At 73.0% G+C, this 18,050-nt stretch carries 17 protein-coding genes; 9 read left to right on the top strand and 8 right to left on the bottom strand.

The genetic code is table 11. From position 1 onward, the window contains the following. Positions 1–31 precede the first annotated feature (31 nt). Positions 32–391, bottom strand: a complete 360-nt coding sequence (locus ACZ45T_RS02850; protein WP_468436750.1) for an MGMT family protein — start codon at positions 389–391, stop codon at positions 32–34. 119 nt (positions 392–510) lie between these two features. Here ACZ45T_RS02850 and ACZ45T_RS02845 point away from each other — a divergent pair, with 119 nt between their 5' ends. From ACZ45T_RS02845 to ACZ45T_RS02825, 5 genes are all read left to right on the top strand, one after another. Then, a complete protein-coding gene (locus tag ACZ45T_RS02845) occupies positions 511–3,366 on the top strand; it encodes a lysylphosphatidylglycerol synthase transmembrane domain-containing protein (protein WP_468436748.1) in 2,856 nt (951 codons plus the stop codon). 66 nt (positions 3,367–3,432) lie between these two features. Next, the gene (locus ACZ45T_RS02840) at positions 3,433–4,020 is read left to right on the top strand and encodes a hypothetical protein (RefSeq protein ID WP_468436746.1); all 588 of its coding nucleotides are present in this window, start codon (positions 3,433–3,435) and stop codon (positions 4,018–4,020) included. Between the two features lie 9 nt (positions 4,021–4,029). Continuing rightward, on the top strand, positions 4,030–5,184 hold the full coding sequence (solA, locus tag ACZ45T_RS02835; protein ID WP_468436744.1) for an N-methyl-L-tryptophan oxidase: 1,155 nt from the start codon (positions 4,030–4,032) through the stop codon (positions 5,182–5,184). A gap of 51 nt (positions 5,185–5,235) precedes the next feature. Beyond that, positions 5,236–5,976, top strand: coding sequence for a class I SAM-dependent methyltransferase (locus ACZ45T_RS02830; protein ID WP_468436742.1), 741 nt, complete (start codon positions 5,236–5,238; stop codon positions 5,974–5,976). 91 nt (positions 5,977–6,067) lie between these two features. Next, positions 6,068–7,633 carry an alpha/beta hydrolase gene (locus ACZ45T_RS02825; RefSeq protein ID WP_468436740.1) on the top strand — a complete coding sequence of 522 codons (1,566 nt, stop codon included), beginning with the start codon at positions 6,068–6,070 and terminating at the stop codon, positions 7,631–7,633. Between the two features lie 62 nt (positions 7,634–7,695). On the opposite strand, the gene moeZ is transcribed toward ACZ45T_RS02825, so the two are convergent. The 7 genes from moeZ to ACZ45T_RS02790 all read right to left on the bottom strand — a co-directional run bounded on the left by moeZ (position 7,696) and on the right by ACZ45T_RS02790 (position 16,069). Then, positions 7,696–8,874: an adenylyltransferase/sulfurtransferase MoeZ gene (moeZ, locus tag ACZ45T_RS02820; RefSeq protein ID WP_030011110.1), complete on the bottom strand. Its 1,179-nt coding sequence runs from the start codon at positions 8,872–8,874 to the stop codon at positions 7,696–7,698. A 63-nt stretch (positions 8,875–8,937) separates the two neighbouring features. Then, positions 8,938–9,693 (bottom strand): spherulation-specific family 4 protein, encoded by a 756-nt coding sequence (locus ACZ45T_RS02815; RefSeq protein ID WP_468436738.1) that lies wholly within the window; start codon positions 9,691–9,693, stop codon positions 8,938–8,940. After that, positions 9,681–10,688 (bottom strand): NAD-dependent epimerase/dehydratase, encoded by a 1,008-nt coding sequence (locus tag ACZ45T_RS02810; protein WP_468436736.1) that lies wholly within the window; start codon positions 10,686–10,688, stop codon positions 9,681–9,683. The genes ACZ45T_RS02815 and ACZ45T_RS02810 overlap by 13 nt, the downstream gene beginning before the upstream one ends. A gap of 114 nt (positions 10,689–10,802) precedes the next feature. Then, entirely contained in the window at positions 10,803–11,987 is a 1,185-nt protein-coding gene (locus ACZ45T_RS02805) for a hypothetical protein (RefSeq protein WP_468436734.1), read from the bottom strand. Further along, a complete protein-coding gene (locus tag ACZ45T_RS02800) occupies positions 11,984–13,567 on the bottom strand; it encodes a DUF3492 domain-containing protein (protein ID WP_468436732.1) in 1,584 nt (527 codons plus the stop codon). Before ACZ45T_RS02800 ends, ACZ45T_RS02805 begins: the two co-directional genes overlap by 4 nt. A gap of 205 nt (positions 13,568–13,772) precedes the next feature. Then, a complete protein-coding gene (locus ACZ45T_RS02795; protein ID WP_468436730.1) occupies positions 13,773–15,095 on the bottom strand; it encodes a DUF3152 domain-containing protein in 1,323 nt (440 codons plus the stop codon). A 5-nt stretch (positions 15,096–15,100) separates the two neighbouring features. Then, positions 15,101–16,069, bottom strand: coding sequence for an alpha/beta fold hydrolase (locus tag ACZ45T_RS02790; protein WP_468436728.1), 969 nt, complete (start codon positions 16,067–16,069; stop codon positions 15,101–15,103). 132 nt (positions 16,070–16,201) lie between these two features. On the opposite strand from ACZ45T_RS02790, the gene ACZ45T_RS02785 reads away from it, so the two are divergent. From ACZ45T_RS02785 to ACZ45T_RS02770, 4 genes are all read left to right on the top strand, one after another. After that, positions 16,202–16,417 (top strand): hypothetical protein, encoded by a 216-nt coding sequence (locus ACZ45T_RS02785; protein ID WP_326588152.1) that lies wholly within the window; start codon positions 16,202–16,204, stop codon positions 16,415–16,417. A 180-nt stretch (positions 16,418–16,597) separates the two neighbouring features. Continuing rightward, entirely contained in the window at positions 16,598–17,236 is a 639-nt protein-coding gene (locus ACZ45T_RS02780; protein ID WP_360903737.1) for a TetR/AcrR family transcriptional regulator, read from the top strand. 166 nt (positions 17,237–17,402) lie between these two features. Further along, complete coding sequence (locus ACZ45T_RS02775) at positions 17,403–17,630, top strand: DUF3107 domain-containing protein (protein WP_366866474.1); 228 nt, start codon at positions 17,403–17,405, stop codon at positions 17,628–17,630. 109 nt (positions 17,631–17,739) lie between these two features. Further along, positions 17,740–18,042 carry a hypothetical protein gene (locus ACZ45T_RS02770; protein ID WP_468436722.1) on the top strand — a complete coding sequence of 101 codons (303 nt, stop codon included), beginning with the start codon at positions 17,740–17,742 and terminating at the stop codon, positions 18,040–18,042. The last annotated feature ends 8 nt before the right edge of the window (positions 18,043–18,050 follow it).

Here is an 18,050-nt window from a genome sequence, read left to right as displayed (position 1 = left end):
CGCCCGCCGGGGCCGCGCATGGCCGAAGCTGTCAGGTGTGAGCCTCGTCGCGCGTGCCGTCCTGTCCGGGGTCCCCGTCCCAGCGCGCCCGGCGCATGTCCAGCCGCGGTTCGCCGCCGCCGGCGCCGGCCGTCAGGCGCAGCGGGGTGCCCTCGGTCCGGTAGTGCTCCAGGGCGCGCAGCTCGTGCCCGGGCAGCGGCACGCCGTCCGCCCGCACCACCCGCCACCAGGGCACGGCTCCCCCGTACAGGGCCATGACGCGCCCGACTTGGCGCGGTCCGCCCTCGCCGAGCCACTCGGCGACGTCCCCGTACGTCATCACCCGGCCGGGCGGAATACGCTCGGCCACCTCCAGCACGCGCTCCGCGTAGGCGGGCAGCTCCTCACTCATTCGGCACATGGTGCAGTACGCCGGACGCCCGCCGGCGGAAGTTTCGGTTCCACACCGGCTCGCACCCTGATGCCCCGCCGACCCGTCGGTCCGTGCCACCATCTTCCGGGCGGTGACTGGTGATACGTGATCACGAAGAGACGGAAGTGACGACGAAGGAGCAGGGTGTGAGCCCTCCGGACGGCGCGGCGACGGACGACGGCGCACGCCCTGACGACGGCCCCACCCCCCGATCTGGCCCCCGCCCGGAGAGCCACGAGACCCCGGAGACCCCGGAGCCCCGTCCGGACCGCCGCCGGGCCGACGGCGGCACCGGCACGACCGGCGACGCCGAGGCCGAGGCGGAGACCGACACCGCCGCCGAGGCCGAGGGCCCGCACGGCCACGCCCCCACCGCCGCCGACCGGGTCGAGGTCGACGAACCGCTGCTCGCCGCCCGCGTGCACCGGCCGTCCGACCTCGTACGCCTGCTCGTCGGCATCCTCGGCATCGCCGTCCTGCTCGGCATCGCCGCCTTCGCCCACGGCACCACCGTCGGCCTGGAGGAGGACATCAACAAGGGCACCGGCCAGGCGCCGGACCTGTTGATCAAGGTCGCCGCGCTCGTGTCGAGCATCGCGGTGCTGCTGCTCCCCGTCGCCTTCGCCATCGAGCGGCTGATCAAACGCGACGGGCTGCGCATCGCCGACGGCGTACTCGCCGCCGTCCTCGCGCACGGCGTCACCCTCGCCACCGACCTATGGGTCTCCCAGGCCGCCCCCGGCACCATCCAGGACGCCCTCACCCGTCCCGCGGGCGGCGGAGCCCTCACCGATCCGGTGCACGGCTACCTCGCGCCGGTCATCGCGTACATGACCGCCGTCGGCATGACCCGCAGGCCCCACTGGCGCGTCGCGCTGTGGGTGGTCCTGCTGCTCAACGCCCTGACCATGCTGGTCAACGGGTACACCACCCCCTTCTCGATCATCCTCACCGTGCTGATCGGCTGGAGCGTCGCGTATGGGACCCTCTACGCCGTCGGCTCCCCCAATGTGCGTCCCACCGGGCAGAACCTTCTCGCCGGGCTGCGCCGGGTCGGCTTCCAGCCGGTCAGCGCGATGCGCGCGGAGGGCCCCGAGGGCCCGCCGCCCTCCGAGGTGAGCGACCGGGGCCGGCGCTACCACGTCACCCTGGAGGACGGGCCGCCGCTCGACGTCACCGTCGTCGACCGCGAGCAGCAGGCCCAGGGCTTCTTCTACCGGGTCTGGCGCCGGCTCACCCTGCGCGGCATCACCACCCGGCGCAGCCTCCAGTCGCTGCGCCAGGCGCTGGAGCAGGAGGCGCTCCTCGCGTACGCCGCCATCGCGGCCGGGGCCAACGCGCCGAAGCTGATCGCCACCTCCGAGCTCGGCCCGGACGCCGTGATGCTCGTGTACGAGCACCTGGACGGCCGGACCCTGGACTCCCTCCCCGACGAGGAGATCACGGACGACCTGACCCGCAGCACGTGGAAGCAGGTACGGGCGCTCCAGTCGCGGCGGATCGCGCACCGGCGGCTCACCGGGGACGCCCTGGTGGTGGATCGTTCCGGCAATGTCGTCCTCACCGACCTGCGGGGCGGCGAGATCGCCGCCGGCGACCTGGTGCTCCGGATGGACATCGCACAGCTGCTGACCACGCTCGGCCTGCGGGTCGGCGCGGAGCGGGCGGTGGCCTCGGCGGTGTCGGTGCTCGGCCCGGACGCGGTGGCGGACTGCCTGCCGCTGCTCCAGCCGATCGCGCTGAGCCGCTCCACGCGGGCGACGCTGCGCAAGCTGGCCCGGGAGCGGGCCGAGCGGCAGCGGGAGGCCGTACTGGAGTCCTCGCGGGCGGCGAAGGCGGCGCGCGAGGCGGATGCGGCGGCCTCGGGCTCCGCGTCGGCTTCGGCCGCGGCGGCCGACCGCAAGGCCGAGAAGAAGGCGCTCGACGACGCGCTGGACGGGGCCCGCGAGGAGGACCTGCTGAGCCAGATCCGCCAGCAGGTGCTGCTGATCCGCCCGCAGGCGCCGGTGGAGCCGGCCCGGCTGGAGCGGATCCGGCCGCGCACGCTGGTGTCGTTCATCGCGGGCGCGTTCGGTGCGTACTTCCTGCTCACGCAGCTCGCCCACGTGGACTTCGGGACCGTTATCGGCGAGGCGCAGTGGGGCTGGGTCGGCGCGGCCTTCGCCTTCTCGGCGCTGACGTACTTCGCGGCGGCGATGAGCCTGCTGGGCTTCGTACCGGAGCGGGTGCCGTTCCTGCGGACGGTGGTCGCGCAGGTGGCAGGGTCCTTCGTGAAGCTGGTGGCCCCGGCGGCGGTCGGCGGTGTCGCGCTGAACACCCGCTTCCTCCAGCGGGCGGGGGTCCGCCCGGGGCTGGCGGTCGCGAGCGTGGGCGCCTCGCAGCTGTTCGGGCTGGCCAGCCACATCCTGCTGCTGCTGTCCTTCGGCTACCTGACCGGGACCGAGAAGACCCCGGAGATGACCCCCTCGCGGGCGGTCATCGCCGGGCTGCTGACGGTGGCGGTGCTGGTGCTGGTGGTGACGGCGGTCCCGTTCATGCGGAAGTTCGTCGTGACGCGGGTGCGGGCGCTGTTCGCGGGCGTCGTACCGCGCATGCTGGACGTGCTCCAGCGGCCGAAGAAGCTGATGACGGGCATCGGCGGCATGCTGCTGCTGACGGGCTGCTTCGTGATGTGCCTGGACGCGTCGATCCGCGCGTTCGGGGGCGGCGAGGCCATCAGCTACGCGAGCATCGCGGTGGTGTTCCTGGCGGGCAACGCGCTGGGGTCGGCGGCGCCGACGCCGGGCGGCATGGGCGCGGTGGAGACCACGCTGACGCTCGGGCTGATCGCGGCGGGGCTGGAGAAGGAAGTCGCGATCTCGGCGGTGCTGCTGTTCCGCCTGATGACCTTCTGGCTGCCGGTGCTGCCGGGGTGGATCTCCTTCAACTTCCTCACGCGCAAGGAAGCCATTTAGGGGTGTAGTCGCAGCCCGCCCGGGCACGATATCGGGACGCGGAACAGGCGGACCGGGGGGACTGCGATGCTCCACTTCCTGAGTGGCTCCGAGGAACCGAACTGGCTCATCAGCGCTCTCCTGGGAGCGGTGATCGGCGTGCTCGTGGCACCGACCGCAAAAGCGGCCTTATATCCGGTACGCCGAATGAAGCGGCACCCCATGGCCGGGAAGTGGTATTCCTACCACTTCAGCTTCATGGCCGGACAGCCGATCCTCCGGTACGGCACGATCACCGTCAGGACCGGTGTGCGCACCCGCTACGCCATCCAGCGGACGACGTCCGCGGCGCCCTTCGGGGCCGACGGGAGACCGACGCCTCCCGTCCTCAGGTACAGCGGCGGAGCCCTCACCGAAGAGGCCGATCACATCCTCATGGTCTTCTCCGGCAGTTCCCACCAGGAAACGCTCACTTATCGATTTCTCAGCCGAATTCCGTCGAACTCCAGTGTCATACCGGGAGTTTGGATGGCTTACGATCACGATTTGAACCCCGCTGCCGGCACCGCTATCGTCAGCCGCGATCCGCTGACCGACGAAGAAGCACGCCGACTTCTCGGCGCCTGGGTGGTCAGCGAGGGATTTGCACTGCACCTCAGAAAATCTCCTCAATGAGGCATATCCATGAGCAGTTCAATTGATGCGGATGTCATTGTCGTCGGTCTCGGTGCGATGGGGAGCCAGACCCTCTGGCGCCTCGCCGAGCGGGGCGTGGACGCGATCGGCATCGAGCAGTTCACCCCGGGACACGACCGCGGAGCCAGCCACGGCGAATCCCGGATCATCCGCAGCGCGTACGCCGAGGGCGCCGCGTACGTGCCGCTCGTCAAGGAGGCGTGGCAGCTCTGGCGGGAGCTGGAGGAGACCTCGGGAGCGCACCTCCTGGAGCAGACCGGCGCCCTGATGGTGGGGCCGGCCGACTCGTCGGTCATCGCCGGGCCACTGGCCTCCGCCCGGGCCTGGGACCTGAAGTACCGGCTGCTCGACACCGCGGAGCTGCGCGAGGACTTCCCCCAGTACGTGCCCGCCGAGGGACTGCTGGGCTTCTACGAGGAGGACGCCGGCTACCTGCGCCCCGAGGCCTGCGTCACCGCGGCCGTCGGGGCGGCCGAGGCGCGCGGGGCCGAGGTGCTGAGGGACCGTGCCGTCACCGCCGTCCTGCCGGACCCCGTCCGCCCCCGGGTCCGCGTCGGCGACCGCGAGCTGACCGCCCGCCACGTGGTCGTGGCCGCCGGCGGCTGGCTGCGCGGGCTGCTGCCCGCCACCGCGCCGCTGATGACGGTCGAGCGCCGGGTGATGGGCTGGTTCCGTACGGAGGACCCCGCCGCCTTCGACGCCCGCCGTTTCCCCGTGTTCGTCCACAGCGACGCGTCGGGGGACCACAACCTCTACGGATTCCCCTCGCTCGACGGCGAGAGCATCAAGGTGGGCCTGCACACCTGGCCGGGGATCTACGAGGTGACCGACCCGGCCGGCGGCCACCGCCCGCCCGACGCGGCCGACGCGCAGCGCTTCGCCGACGCCCTCGGGCGCACGTTGGTCGGCGTGGATCCCCAGCCGCTCCGCATGGAGTCGTGCATGTACTCGCTGACCCCGGACCGGCACTTCCTCATCGGCCCGCGCGCCGACCTGCCCGGGCTCACCCTGCTCGGCGGGTTCTCCGGTCACGGATTCAAATTCGCCAGTGTCATCGGCGAGATCGCCGCGCAGTTCGCCGTCGCGGGAAAGACGAGCCTGCCCGTGGAGACGTTCGACCCGCACCGCTTCGACCGACGCTGACGCCGACGCCAGGAGGCCGCCATTTTCTCGGACGCCGATTACGGGGAGCACGTGGCGGCCTCGTACCAGGACGGCCAGGGTCTGCCCGCACGGACCCTGGCCCTGTGGCTGGACGTCTTCGAGCGGCACGCGGGAGCGCCCCCGCCGCGCACCGTCGTGGACCTGGGCTGCGGCACCGGCCGCTTCACGCCGCTGCTCGCCGAGCGCTTCGGCTCCCGCGTCTTCGGCGTCGAGCCCTCGGCCTCCATGCTGGACGTGGCCCGGGCCACCCGCGCCCACCCGCGCGTCGCCTACCTGGACGGGCGCGCGGAGTTCATCCCGCTGCCCGCCGACTGCGCGGACCTGGTCGTGCTCTTCCAGGTGGTCCACCACTTCTCGGACGTCGTGAAGGCGGCCTCCGAGATCGCGCGCGTACTGCGCCCGGGCGGCCTGATCGTCCTGCACGGCTTCTTCTCCGGCCTGGACTACACCCGGCGCCACTCCCGCTACTTCCCGAGCGCCCATGCCATCGAGGAGGCCCGGCTGCCCACGGTCGGCCACACGGTGGCCCAGTTGCGGACGGCCGATCTGGAGCTGGTCGCCGTGGAACGACATGTCATGGACCTGGCAGTGAGCCGTCGCGCGTACGCCCGGCGCATGGGGCACCGGGCCCTGTCGATCTTCCAGTACCTGCCGGCGGAGGAGATAGCCGCCGGCCTGGCCCTGATGCGCGCGGAAGCCGACGAGGAGACCGTCCCCAGACCCGTACGCACGCCCGCGGAGCTGCTGGTCCTGCGCAAGCCGCGCCCGTGATCGGCCGCGGGGTCCGGGGCGGAGCGCCGGAAAGGGACCCGTTCGGGTCAGCGCGGGGGCGGGGGTGGGCAACCCCGCACAGGATGGGGGCATGCCGAGAAACGCCTGGCGGGTCACCGCCGCCGCCGCGCTCGCCGCCGCACTGCTCACCACGGCCGCCTGCTCCGACGACGGCGACGGGGGCGGGGGCGGGGGCGGGGAGAAGACGAAGGCCGGCGGCACCAAGGGCGCCAAGCCCCTCAAGTGGGGCGACTGCCCGGCCCCCACCGCCGCGGAGGGCGGCGGCCAGGTCCCGCCCAAGGACTGGCAGTGCGCCACCCTCGACGTGCCGCTCGACTACGCGGAACCCGAGGGCGAGACGATCCCGATCGCCCTGATCCGCGCCAAGGCCCGCGACCGCAAGAACCGCATCGGCTCCCTCGTCTTCAACTTCGGCGGCCCCGGCGGCTCCGGCATCACCACCCTGCCCGGCGCCGCCAAGGAGTACGCGGCCCTGCGCGCCCGGTACGACCTGGTCAGCTTCGACCCCCGCGGGGTGGGCCGCAGCGCCCCCGTCCGCTGCGAGGACGACAAGCAGCTGGACGCGTACTACGCCTCGGACTCCTCCCCCGGCACCCCCCAGGAGGAGGCGGCCTTCCTCGGGAACATCCGCGAGTACCAGTCGGCCTGCCGGAAGAACTCCGACAAGCTCCTCCCCCACGTCGGCACCCCCAACGCCGCCCGCGACATGGACCGCATCCGCCAGGCCCTGGGCGACGAGAAGCTGCACTACTTCGGGATCTCCTACGGCACCGAACTCGGCGGGGTCTACGCCCACCTCTTCCCCAAGAACGTCGGCCGGGCCGTCTTCGACGCCGTCGTGGACCCGACCAAGGACTCCGAGGAGGGGGCCCTGGGCCAGGCCAAGGGCTTCCAGCTCGCCCTCGGCAACTTCGCCCAGGACTGCGTGGACCGCGGCGACGAGTGCCGGCTCCAGGGCAGCACCCCCAAGGAGATCGAGGCCAACGTCATCAAGCTCCAGAAGGACCTGGCCGCCAAGCCCATCACGGGCATCGGCAACCGGCAGCTCACCGAGAGCGCCGCGACCAACGGCATCGCCCAGGCCCTCTACTCGAAGGAGCTGTGGCCCCTGCTGGAGCAGGGGCTGGACGAGGCCGACGGCGGGCAGGGGCAGTTGCTGCTCGCCCTCTCCGACGCGCTCAACGGCCGTGACCAGCAGGGCCGCTACAGCAACATCGGCGCCGCGAACACCGCGATCAACTGCGCCGACTCCAAGGAGCGCTACACCCTCGCGCAGACCAAGGCCAAGCTGCCGGCGTTCCGTGCGGCCTCTCCCGTCTTCGGGGACTTCCTCGGCTGGGCCATGATGGCCTGCACCGGCTGGCCGGTCGCGGGCGCCTGGACGACCCCGGACGTGTCCGCCCCCGGCGCCGCCCCGATCCTGGTCATCGGCAACACCGGCGACCCCGCCACCCCCTACGAGGGCGCCCGCAAGATGGTGGAGCGGCTCGGCCCCGGCGTCGGCGTGGAGCTCACGTACAAGGGCGAGGGGCACGGCGCGTACAACAGCGGCGACACGTGCGTGCAGCAGGCGGTGAACACGTACCTGCTCGACGGGAAGCCGCCGGCCGCGGGCACCGTCTGCACCGCCCCGTAGGGCGGGGGAACGCCGAAGGGGCCGTACCGCCTCACGGCGGGTACGGCCCCTTCGGGTGACTCCTAGTAGACCGGCTTCTCGGGCTCGATCTGGTGGACCCAGCCGATCACGCCGCCGCCGACGTGCACCGCGTCCGCGAAGCCCGCGGACTTCAGGACGGCGAGGACTTCCGCACTGCGGACACCCGTCTTGCAGTGCAAGACGATGCGCTTGTCCTGCGGCAGGTCCTGGAGGGCGGTGCCCATCAGGAACTCGCCCTTGGGGATCAGCTTCGCGCCGGGGATCGAGACGATCTCGTACTCGTTGATCTCGCGGACGTCGATGATCTCGATGGGCTCGTCGGTGTCGATCCACTCCTTGAGCTGCTTGGGAGTGATCGTCGAACCGGCGGCCGCCTCCTGGGCCTCCTCCGACACGACGCCGCAGAAGGCCTCGTAGTCGATGAGCTCGGTGACGGTCGCGTTCGGACCGCAGACCGCGCAGTCGGGGTCCTTGCGGACCTTGACCTGGCGGTACTGCATCTCCAGGGCGTCGTAGATCATCAGGCGGCCGACCAGCGGCTCACCGACACCCGTGAGGACCTTGATGGCCTCGGTGACCTGGATGGACCCGATGGACGCGCAGAGCACGCCCAGCACGCCGCCCTCGGCGCAGCTCGGGACCATGCCCGGCGGCGGGGGCTCCGGGTAGAGGCAGCGGTAGCACGGGCCGTGCTCGGACCAGAAGACCGAGGCCTGGCCGTCGAAGCGGTAGATCGAGCCCCACACGTACGGCTTGTTCAGCAGCACGCAGGCGTCGTTGACCAGGTAGCGCGTGGCGAAGTTGTCCGTGCCGTCGACGATGAGGTCGTACTGGCTGAAGATCTCCATCACGTTCTCGGCTTCGAGCCGCTCTTCGTGAAGGACCACGTTCACGTACGGGTTGATGCCCAGCACGCTGTCGCGGGCCGACTCGGCCTTGGAACGGCCGATGTCCGCCTGGCTGTGGATGATCTGGCGCTGCAGGTTCGACTCGTCGACCTCGTCGAACTCCACGATGCCCAGGGTGCCGACACCGGCCGCGGCCAGGTACATGAGGGCGGGCGAACCGAGGCCGCCCGCGCCCACGGCCAGCACCTTGGCGTTCTTCAGGCGCTTCTGGCCGTCCATCCCGACGTCCGGGATGATCAGGTGGCGGGAGTACCGACGGACCTCGTCAACGGTGAGCTCAGCAGCTGGCTCGACCAGGGGTGGCAGCGACACGGGGACTCCGTAGATGGTTACGTCTTCAGGGTGGTTCTCTCCGTAACACTGCCACGCCCGTCTTCATTCCAAGACACCTGTCCCGATACGTGAGACGATTTCGTCCCAGTACGCGGGCATAGAGGCCCACGGATCACGGTCGCCGACCGCGCGCCGGTCCGTGAACCAGATGGTGCCGGCGCCCTGCCAGCGGGCGATCCGCATGGCCTCCTCCAGGTGCGTGCGCGGCACCCCGTGGACGAGGTGGCAGAACCGCTCCGCCGGGTGGTCGGCGGTCCACTCCGCCACCTGCGACCAACGGTAGTCGGCCCAGGCTCCGGAGAAGGTGACCAGCTGGTCGGCGGCCTCCGCGTAGCCCTCGTACGGATGGGTGCCGTGGCCGAGCACGATCCGCAGGTCCTCCCCCAGTCCCCGCAGGGTGTCGACGACCCGGCACACCGAGGCCAGTTCCGCCTTGTCTGCGGGGGCCTGCGCGAGGTAGAAACCGCCGACTCCGTACCAGTCCCGGAAGCGGTGGGCGTCCGAGACCAGCTCCCCGAAGGACCGCGAGCCGTCTCGCATCGCGAGATGGCCGAGGACGGTGCCGCCCACCCCGCGCAGCTTCGCGGCCGCTTCCGTGCAGTGCGGGTCGGGCCGCCCGCCCGGGCCGTCCGTGACGTTGAGCACGGCCCAGTGCAGCGGGGTGCCGGGGCGGGTCAGCTCGGCCCACTCGACGGGGGCGAGCAGCGGGTGCGCGTAGCCGGGGATCCCGAGGCCGAGCCGGCCCGCCTCGGTCGCGGCGGCGGTCATGGACCCCGGTGGGGTGGTCAGATGCGGCACGCCGCCTCCATCCAGATGTCCGCGAGGGACTCCTCCAGGTTGATCCGGGGCCGCCAGCCGAGCCGGTCCCGGGCGGTACGGACATCCGCCTGCTGCCAGGCCCCGCAGCCGTCGGGGTAGGGGTACGGCTGGGGGGCCGCGGCGGCGAGCTGCTCGGCGGTGGCCTCGGACCGCGGGGATCCGATGGAGGCGAGCCCGACCGGGCGGCCGGGGTGCCCGTGCTGCTGGGCCCCGCCGTGCGGGACGTCCAGCTCGTGCAGGGCGCCTCCGTAACCGGCGACCCGGGCCAGGACGGCCGCCGCGTCGCGCAGCCGGACCGCGCGGCCGGTGCCGATGTTGACGACGCCCTGGGCGGCGGACAGGGAGGCGGCGTGCACGGCCCGCGCCACGTCCCGTACGTCCACGAAGTCGCGCTGCACGCCGAGCCCGCTGAGCTTGAGCTCGCCGTCCCCGGACTGCATCGCGCGGCGCATGGCCTCGGCGAGCCGGCCGAGCGGGGATCCGGCGGGGGTGCCGGGGCCGACGGGCGAGAAGATCCGCAGGACGACGGCGTCCAGCCCGGAGCCGAGGACCAGCTCGGTGGCGGCCAGTTTGCTGACGCCGTACGGCCCGCCGGGTCTCGGCACGGCGTCCTCGGCCGTGGACGACCCGGGCTGGCTGGGCCCGTACTCGGCGGCGCAGCCGAGCTGGACGAGGCGGGCCCCGCAGCCGCTGCGGCGCAGCGACTCGCAGATCGTCGCGACGGCGACGGTGTTGTGCCGGGTGAGTTCCCGGGCCCCGCCCCGGGTGGCGCCGGCGCAGTTGATGACGACGCCCGGGTGGACGGCGTCGAGGAAGCGGGTGAGCGCGCCGGGGCTGCCGGTGGCGAGGTCGAACCGGACGTCGGCGTCGTCGCCGCGGCCGAGCGCGGTGAGCTGGACGGCGGGGTCGGCGAGCAGCCGGTCGGCGACGTAGCGGCCGAGGTATCCGTTGGCTCCGATCAGCAGCACCCTCATCGCGTGACCCCTTGGTTGGTTGGCTGGCCGGTCATGTCTGTTTCTCCTTGCGGGTGGATGGACGGACGGGTGGGGCGGGGTACGGGTACAGCGGTTCGGCATCGGCTCCGAAGATCAGGGCCGCGCGTGCGCGGACGCGCGGGACAGGGCGAGGACGGCGTGTACGAGGAGTCCCGCGGCGGCGGCGAGGGCCGCCGCCGGGACCGGCACCAGGGCGAGGGCGAGAGCGGCGGCGACGGGTCCGCGGTGCGCTCCGTGCCGGAGCAGGAGCCGGGTCAGGAACAGCAGCAGGGCGAGCGGCACGGCCACCGGGAGCGGCGCTCCGGCGAGCGCGGCGGCCCCGGCGGCGGCCGCGGTGAACACGGCGACGGCCGCCAGCAGCAGGGGCCGGGCCCGGGCCGCGAAGTCCTCCAGGGCACGGCTCCCGTCGAGCCGGGCCCGGCCCCCGGCGGCGAAGGCGGCGGCGAGCAGGTGCCCGGGGGCGACGGCCAGCGCGAGGCCGACGGCGAGGGCGGTGCCGTGCCGGTGCGCGGCCCAGCCGACGAGGAGGGCGGCGAGCAGGTGCGCGGCGTAGGGGAACCGGCCCCCCGCGGCCCGCCCGGGCCACACCAGTGCGGCGACCGTGGCGGCCACGGCGGCGGGCCCGGCCCACGCCTGTCCGGCGGCGGCCGCGCCCAAGGCGAGCGCCCCGGGCAGCAGCGCGCAGCCGAAGCCACGGAACGCGGAGGCGCCTGTGGGAACGCGGTCGGGAAGGGCGCGGGAATGCTCCCCGCGCGGGGTGCGGGCGTACAGCTCCTCGGCGAGGGAGAAGACGTCCCGGTGCCGGAACCGCGCGGCGGTGCGGTCGGTGATGCCGTGGGCTTCCAGCCCGGCGGCGATCTCCAGCGGGTCCACGGCCCGCGCGCACAGCTCCCGGTGCCGGTGCAGCAGCGCCTTGACGGGATCCCCCGCGGCCCGCCGCCGAACCGGCTTCGCAGCCGCCTCCACCGGCCGCGGCCCGGCCGCACCTTCCGCCTCGCCGGGGGCAAATCCAGCCTCGCCGGCGTTTGAGGCGCGGGGGTCCGGGGGCAGCGCCCCCGGCAACGGCGCCGCGCCGGACCCCGCGCCCGGGGACGGCATCGCGAGTGCGGCGCCGCTGCCGGGGCGCTGCCCCGGACCCCGCGCCTCAAACGCCGGCGAGGCTGGATTGGCCCCCGGCGAGGCTGGATTGTGCGGCCAGGCTGGATTGGCCCCCGGCAGCGCACCCGCGTCCCCATCGGCGCGGGGTTCGGGGCGGAGCCCCGGGTTGACGGTGGTCATGCAGTCGCCTCCGGAACGGGCTCGGCCCAGGTCGGGCTGGTCCAGTGCCCCGGGACCCGGGCCTCGGCGGGACGCCCGAAGGGCACCACCCCGTCCGGCCGTTCGGAGCCGCGCGCCAGCAGCCGCAGGTAGATCTCCTGGAAGGCCGTCACGTTCTGCTCGACGGTGAACAGCTCCTGGGCCCGCGCCCGGGCGGCCGCGCCGAGCCGCTGTGCCCGCTCGGGGTCCTCCAGCAGCGACAGGCAGGCCTCGGCGAGCGCCCGCGGATTGCGCGGCGGGACGACGAGCCCGGTGCCCCCGATGACCTCGTACACGGCGCCGACGTCGGTGGAGACGGTGGCGCGGCCGCAGAACATCGCCTCGGCCAGGGTGATCGGGAAGCCCTCGATCACGGAGGACAGCACGACGATGCGCCCGGCTCCGTACGCCTCGGCCGAGGAGGGGGTTTCGGGCCCGCCGATCTCCTCGAAGGTGACGGGGTTCTCCCCGGCGGTGACGGCGTCCGCGGCCTCGTCGGGGAAGAGCTGCGCGGCCAGGGACCGGCAGTCGGCGAGGTAGCCGGGGGTCACGGCCGTGGCGAAGATCCGCAGACGGGTGTGCGGCGCGGCCTTGCGGACCTCGGCGAAGGCGTGCAGCAGGCCGATGAGGTCCTTGGCGGGCTCTATCCGGCCGACCCACACCAGGGTGTCGGGGTCCCCGCAGTCCACGGCCTCCCCGACGGTGGCGAATCGGTCCGCCTCCATCCCGGGGTAGACCGTACGCAGCCGGTCCCTGGTGGCCCCGCACCGCTCCTGCCAGCGCCGGGCGTGCGCGTTCCCGGGGGTCAGCAGGTCGGCCCGGGCGTAGATCTCGGCGGCCAGCCGCAGGTGGAAGGCCGCGAGCAGGGCCCGTACGGCGGGGCGGGCCTGCGGCTGGTGCTCCAGGTAGTGGGCCCGGAGCTGGACCCCGTACTCGGTGACCAGCAGCGGTACTCCGAAGAAGCGTTTGGCCAGCAGTCCGGGGATCGCCGCGACCCCGCCCGCCGCCGCGTGGCAGATGTCGACCGCGCCGAGATTGCCGGGCTCCTCGTACCAGTCGAGGGACAACGGCCGCAGCATGCGCTCCAGTTCGTCCACGAACTCCAGCAGGTCGGGCACCTGCGCCGCCTGTACGGTGCGGCTCGCGCCCGGAGCGCGGCAGGCGGACTCCAGTGCCCGCACCGCGGACTCGGAGCGCAGCGCCGCGTACAGCCCGCCCTCTTCGCGGGCGAGTTCGGCGAGCCCGTACAGCCCGGAGGCGAAGGGCTCGGCCTCGCCGGCGCAGATCCCCCTGACCAGCTCCGTGAAACAGGCCGCGAACCGCCGCCGCTCACGCCGGGAGTAGCTGCGCCCGTCGTCGGCGGGGGCCCACAGGGGGGCCGTCCGCACCTGGGTGACGTGCTCGGGCAGCGGCACCCGGGCGCGTTCCTGCTCGGCGCTGCGGCTCAGTGCGTAGAGCTCGAACTCGTGCTGCGGGAGCCCGCGCACGAGCCGGTCGCACCACAGCCTCGCCTCTCCCGTCGCATACGGATAACCACCTTCCGTGAGTAGTCCGATCCGCACGAGTGGCACCCCCGATCTCCCGTTCAGGCGGTCACCGTCGGTCAGGCGACCCGCCGCGGGAGAACTCAAGCGGATATGCCGAAGGCGCGACGGACGGTTGTCCGTCGCGCCACCGGAAGGGGTGAAGAGTCGTAACTTTCCCGTACGGTTCGCGTTCGAGCACGCTAAGAAGTACTGCGTCGGAAGTGCGTCTCCGGCCGGGGCCTCAATTCCCCGGATGCACCCACGGGTTGGGCTTGCACTGGATTCCGTCGATGTCCAAGGACTTGGTCTGCTGCTGCATGATCGGGGCGAGCTCGCCCGGCGTGCGGCAGTTCACGTGCCCGTGTCCGAGGCGGTGGCCGACCTCGTGGTTGATGAGCATCTGGCGGTAGGCGACCATCTGGTCCGGGCCGTACGTCGAGGAGCCCTGCGCCCAGCGGAAGGCGTTGATCATCACCCGGTCGGTCGACGCGGAATCGCAGGAGACGTTGTCGACGGTGGTGTCCAGGCCGGACTTGGCGCACCACTTCCCGGTGGTCCCGGGACTGGCCAGCGTGATCACGAAGTCGGCCTCGCCGCCCGGCACCCGCTCGAAGGTCATCGCGCCGTTGTGGGCCCAGCTGCGCGGGTCGTTGAGGGTGCGGTGGACGGCCTCGGCGAAGAGCTGCGGGTCCAGGCCCAGTCCCTGCTCGACGTCGACACGGTAGCGCACGAGCTTGCCCTTGCCGGGGGCCTTGGCCAGGCCGGGCACGGTGTCGAAGGTGCCGGGACCGGTGAGTTTCGCGTCGATCGGCAACTGCTGGGCCATCTGCTGCTCGTACGTCAGCTCCGGCGCGGGCGCGGGCGCCGCGGCGGGGGTCGCGGCGGGCGCAGCCGGCGTCGCGGCGCCCGCGGGCGCGCCGGCCCGGTCCTGGCCGGGGGCGGCGAGCGTGCCCGGCTTCGCGCCGTCGGCGTCGGAGGTCACCTGGACGGCGACGAAGACGGCGAGCACGGTAGTGACGGCCGCGGCGGCCATGCCGGTGTACGTACGGGCCTTCAGGCCGCGGCTGGAGCCGGGCCGTTCGGCGACGGGGTCGACCGGATTGCGCGGCCCCGGCACCCGGCGGTGCGAGCCGGTCGAGGTGACGGCGTCGGGCGCGGGCCTCCGTACGGGGGCGGGCGCGGGCGCGGGGGCGGGCGTCGGTGCGGGCGCGGGCGTCGGTGCGGGCGCGGGTGGAGTGAGGGTGACCTGCGGGAAGCCCACGGCCGGGGTTCCGAAGGCCGGGGTGTCGCTGTCGAGGAGGGCGGTGGCGCTCCGGGTGGCGCGCGGGACCCCGCGCCAATCCCCGTACACGGAGCCCGAGTCGGGGCCGGCGCCCCAGGCGCCGCCGGACTCGTACTGCTGGGGGTGTCCGCCGGCCCGCGCCTCCTGGGGCACGTACCCCTGGTGGGTGACGGTGGGTTCGGGCCGGTACGGGGCGGGCGGCTCCTCGTACGGCAGGGGCGCGGGCGCCGGCCTCGGGCGGGCAGGGGCCGGGGCGGGGTCCTTGCGACTATGTCGTCCCACGGTCCTCAGCCTCTGTCGTCTTCGGTATCTCGGAGCAGCTCCCGGAAGGCGGCGGCCACCACCTCGGGGTACTCCATCATCGCCACGTGCCCGGCCTCCGGCAGGCACAGCAGCCGCGAGCCCCGGTAGGAGGCGGCCGCCTTGTGCGCCATACGGTACGAGACCAGTTGGTCCCGGCCACCGTAGACCAGCAGGGACGGGGCGAGCACCCGCTGTGCCTGGCGCCACAGTCCGTGCTGGCCACCGAGGGTGTAGGCGTCGACGATGCCGCGCGAGGAGCGGGTCATCGCGTCCCAGAAGTACGGCAGGGCCATCCGCCGCTCCATCTCCTCCACGGCGTGGCCGAAGCCCTCGGGTGTCACCCGGGAGGGGTCTCCGTAGCAGAGGTCCGTCACCCCGCGGGTGCGCTGCTCGGCGCTCAGGCCCCGCGTCAGGCGGCCGAAGAGCGCGGCCACCCCGGGGACCGCGAGGAGCGCGGTCGGCACGGCCGACTTCTGCACGCGCAGCTCGGGCAGGGCGGGCGAGACCAGGGTCAGGGTGCGCACGAGGTCGGGCCGGACGGCGGCGACCCGGGTGGAGACGGCTCCGCCGAGGGAGTTCCCGAACAGGTGGACCGGCCCGCGCCCGGCGGCGTCGAGGTGCCGGATGACGGCGCGGGCGAAGGCCGTGACGGAGTAGTCCCGGTCGGCGGGCGGCGGGGACCAGCCGAAGCCGGGCAGGTCCAGGGCCTCGCCGTCGACGGTGTCCGCCAGCTGCGCCATGAGGTCCGACCAGTTCTGCGAGGAACCGCCGAGTCCGTGCACGAACAGCGCGGGCGGCAGCCCCGTACGCAGCGGCGGGCGCACCCGGACGGCCATTTCCAGGCCGGGCAGCACGGCGGTGTGCAGCTGCTCCCCGTCGGCCACCCGGACGGCTCCCACCAGGGAGGACAGCTCGGCGGTGGACCGTACGCCCGGCAGCTCGGTCGAAGACATGCGGGCAATGTTACGAGACGATCACGCCCGTCTTCTTGTGTTCGCGGTCACAGGCGCGTGCCGATACGTATAGCGGGGTATCCGCGATCCTCCTAGGCTCATAGATGAGAACAAGGAAGCGAGGGGAGCGGCATGACTGTCGACCCTGCGGAGCCGGACACCTTCCGGGAGCCGTTTCCGGAAACCCTCGATCCTGAGGCGCCCGAGGCGGATGTGGCGGAGCAGCTGGCCGATCTCCGGCCGGACGAGGACGACCCGATCACCGGTGCGGAGGCGGGCGAGGCCGCGGACGGTGATGCCGCCGAGCAGGCGCGGGTGGTCCCGCTGGACGAGGACGACTACCGCTGAGTGATCGCCGACCGGCCGCCGACCGGCCGCTGACCAACCGCTGACCAGCGCCTCCGGGCGTCCGTGGCGCGTCCGTACCGCGAGAAAACTCGGCTTGAACCCTCCAGATTCGGTTACCGAAAAGTACGATGGCGGCGCGGCGCAGAGCGCACTGTGTTCTTAGAGAAAGTGGGAGGCGGCGTGACAGCCATCGAGCAGACCGAGGCAGCGCGTCCGCGGGGCACGCGACTGCCGCGCCGAGCCCGACGAAACCAGCTCCTGGGCGCGGCTCAGGAGGTTTTCGTCGCGCAGGGGTACCACGCGGCAGCGATGGACGACATCGCCGAGCGTGCCGGAGTGAGCAAGCCGGTGCTGTACCAGCACTTCCCCGGCAAGCTCGATCTCTATCTGGCGCTGCTGGACCAGCACTGCGAGTCCCTGCTGCTGGCCGTGCGCACCGCGCTCGCGTCGACGACGGACAACAAGCTGCGTGTGGCCGCCACGATGGACGCGTACTTCGCGTACGTGGAGGAGGAGGGCGGCGCCTTCCGGCTGGTCTTCGAGTCCGACCTGACGAACGAGCCGGCGGTGCGCGAGCGCGTCGACCGCGTCTCGCTCCAGTGCGCCGAGGCCATCTGCGAGGTCATCGCCGAGGACACCGGCCTGTCCAAGGACGAGTCGATGCTGCTGGCCGTGGGCCTGGGCGGGGTCTCGCAGGTCGTGGCCCGCTACTGGCTGTCCAGCGAGAGCCCGGTCGCCCGTGATACGGCGGTCGGCCTGCTGACCTCGCTCGCCTGGCGCGGCATCGCCGGCTTCCCGCTGCACGGCACGGAGGCCTGACCTCCTGACGGTGCCGGCCCCGCGCCGGTGTCGTGCGGGCCTCGCGCCGCCCTCTGTTCGCTGCGAGCGTGTCCGCTCTGCGCGGTCCGCGTCCCCTCTCCGGGCTAATGTGGACCGCGTACGGCGCGGCTGATCGCGCGAACCGGATCGTCGGAGGGACATAGCCGTGGAGGTCAAGATCGGCGTGCAGCACGCACCCCGGGAGATCGTGCTGGAGAGCGACCTGAGCGCCGAGGAGCTGGAGAGCATCGTGACCGCCGCGCTGTCCGGCACCGCGCCGCTGCTGAGCCTCACCGACAACAAGGGCCGCAAGGTCCTGGTGCCGTCCGACCGCCTGTCGTACGTCGACCTGGGCGAGCCGAGCGTGCGCAAGGTCGGCTTCGGCACGCTCTGAGAACTGTCCGAAACGGCCCGGTGGTTGATTCCGCCGGGCCGTTTCCGTTTCTTCCGCTTCGGGTAGGACGGCAGTGACACGGTTTGCCCTGACGTATGGGAGAGACCTCATGCTGCTGATGGAAGTGCTCGGCTCCGCTCTGTTGGGCCTCGCCCTGTCCGCGACAGCCTCCCGGGTGTTCGCGCGTCGGCTGCCCTCCCCGAGGGTGGTGCTGGTCAGCGGTGTGGCCGGGGCGCTGTTCGGGGCGTACCTCACCCACTTCGCGCTGGGCCCCGGGCACAACACGCTGACGGCGACCTTCGTCGGCGGGGTGCTCGTTTCGGCGGTGGTCCTGTCGCTGCTGCTCCGGCCGGCCTCCGGGCCCCGCAGGCCCTCCCACAGGACTCCGTTTTCGCTCCCGTCGGGGGGCTGACCCCTGAT

Source organism: Streptomyces sp. NPDC030995 (genome assembly GCF_055571215.1).
Note: the sequence above shows the minus strand (reverse complement) of the source record. Positions and strands in the feature narration are given on the sequence as shown.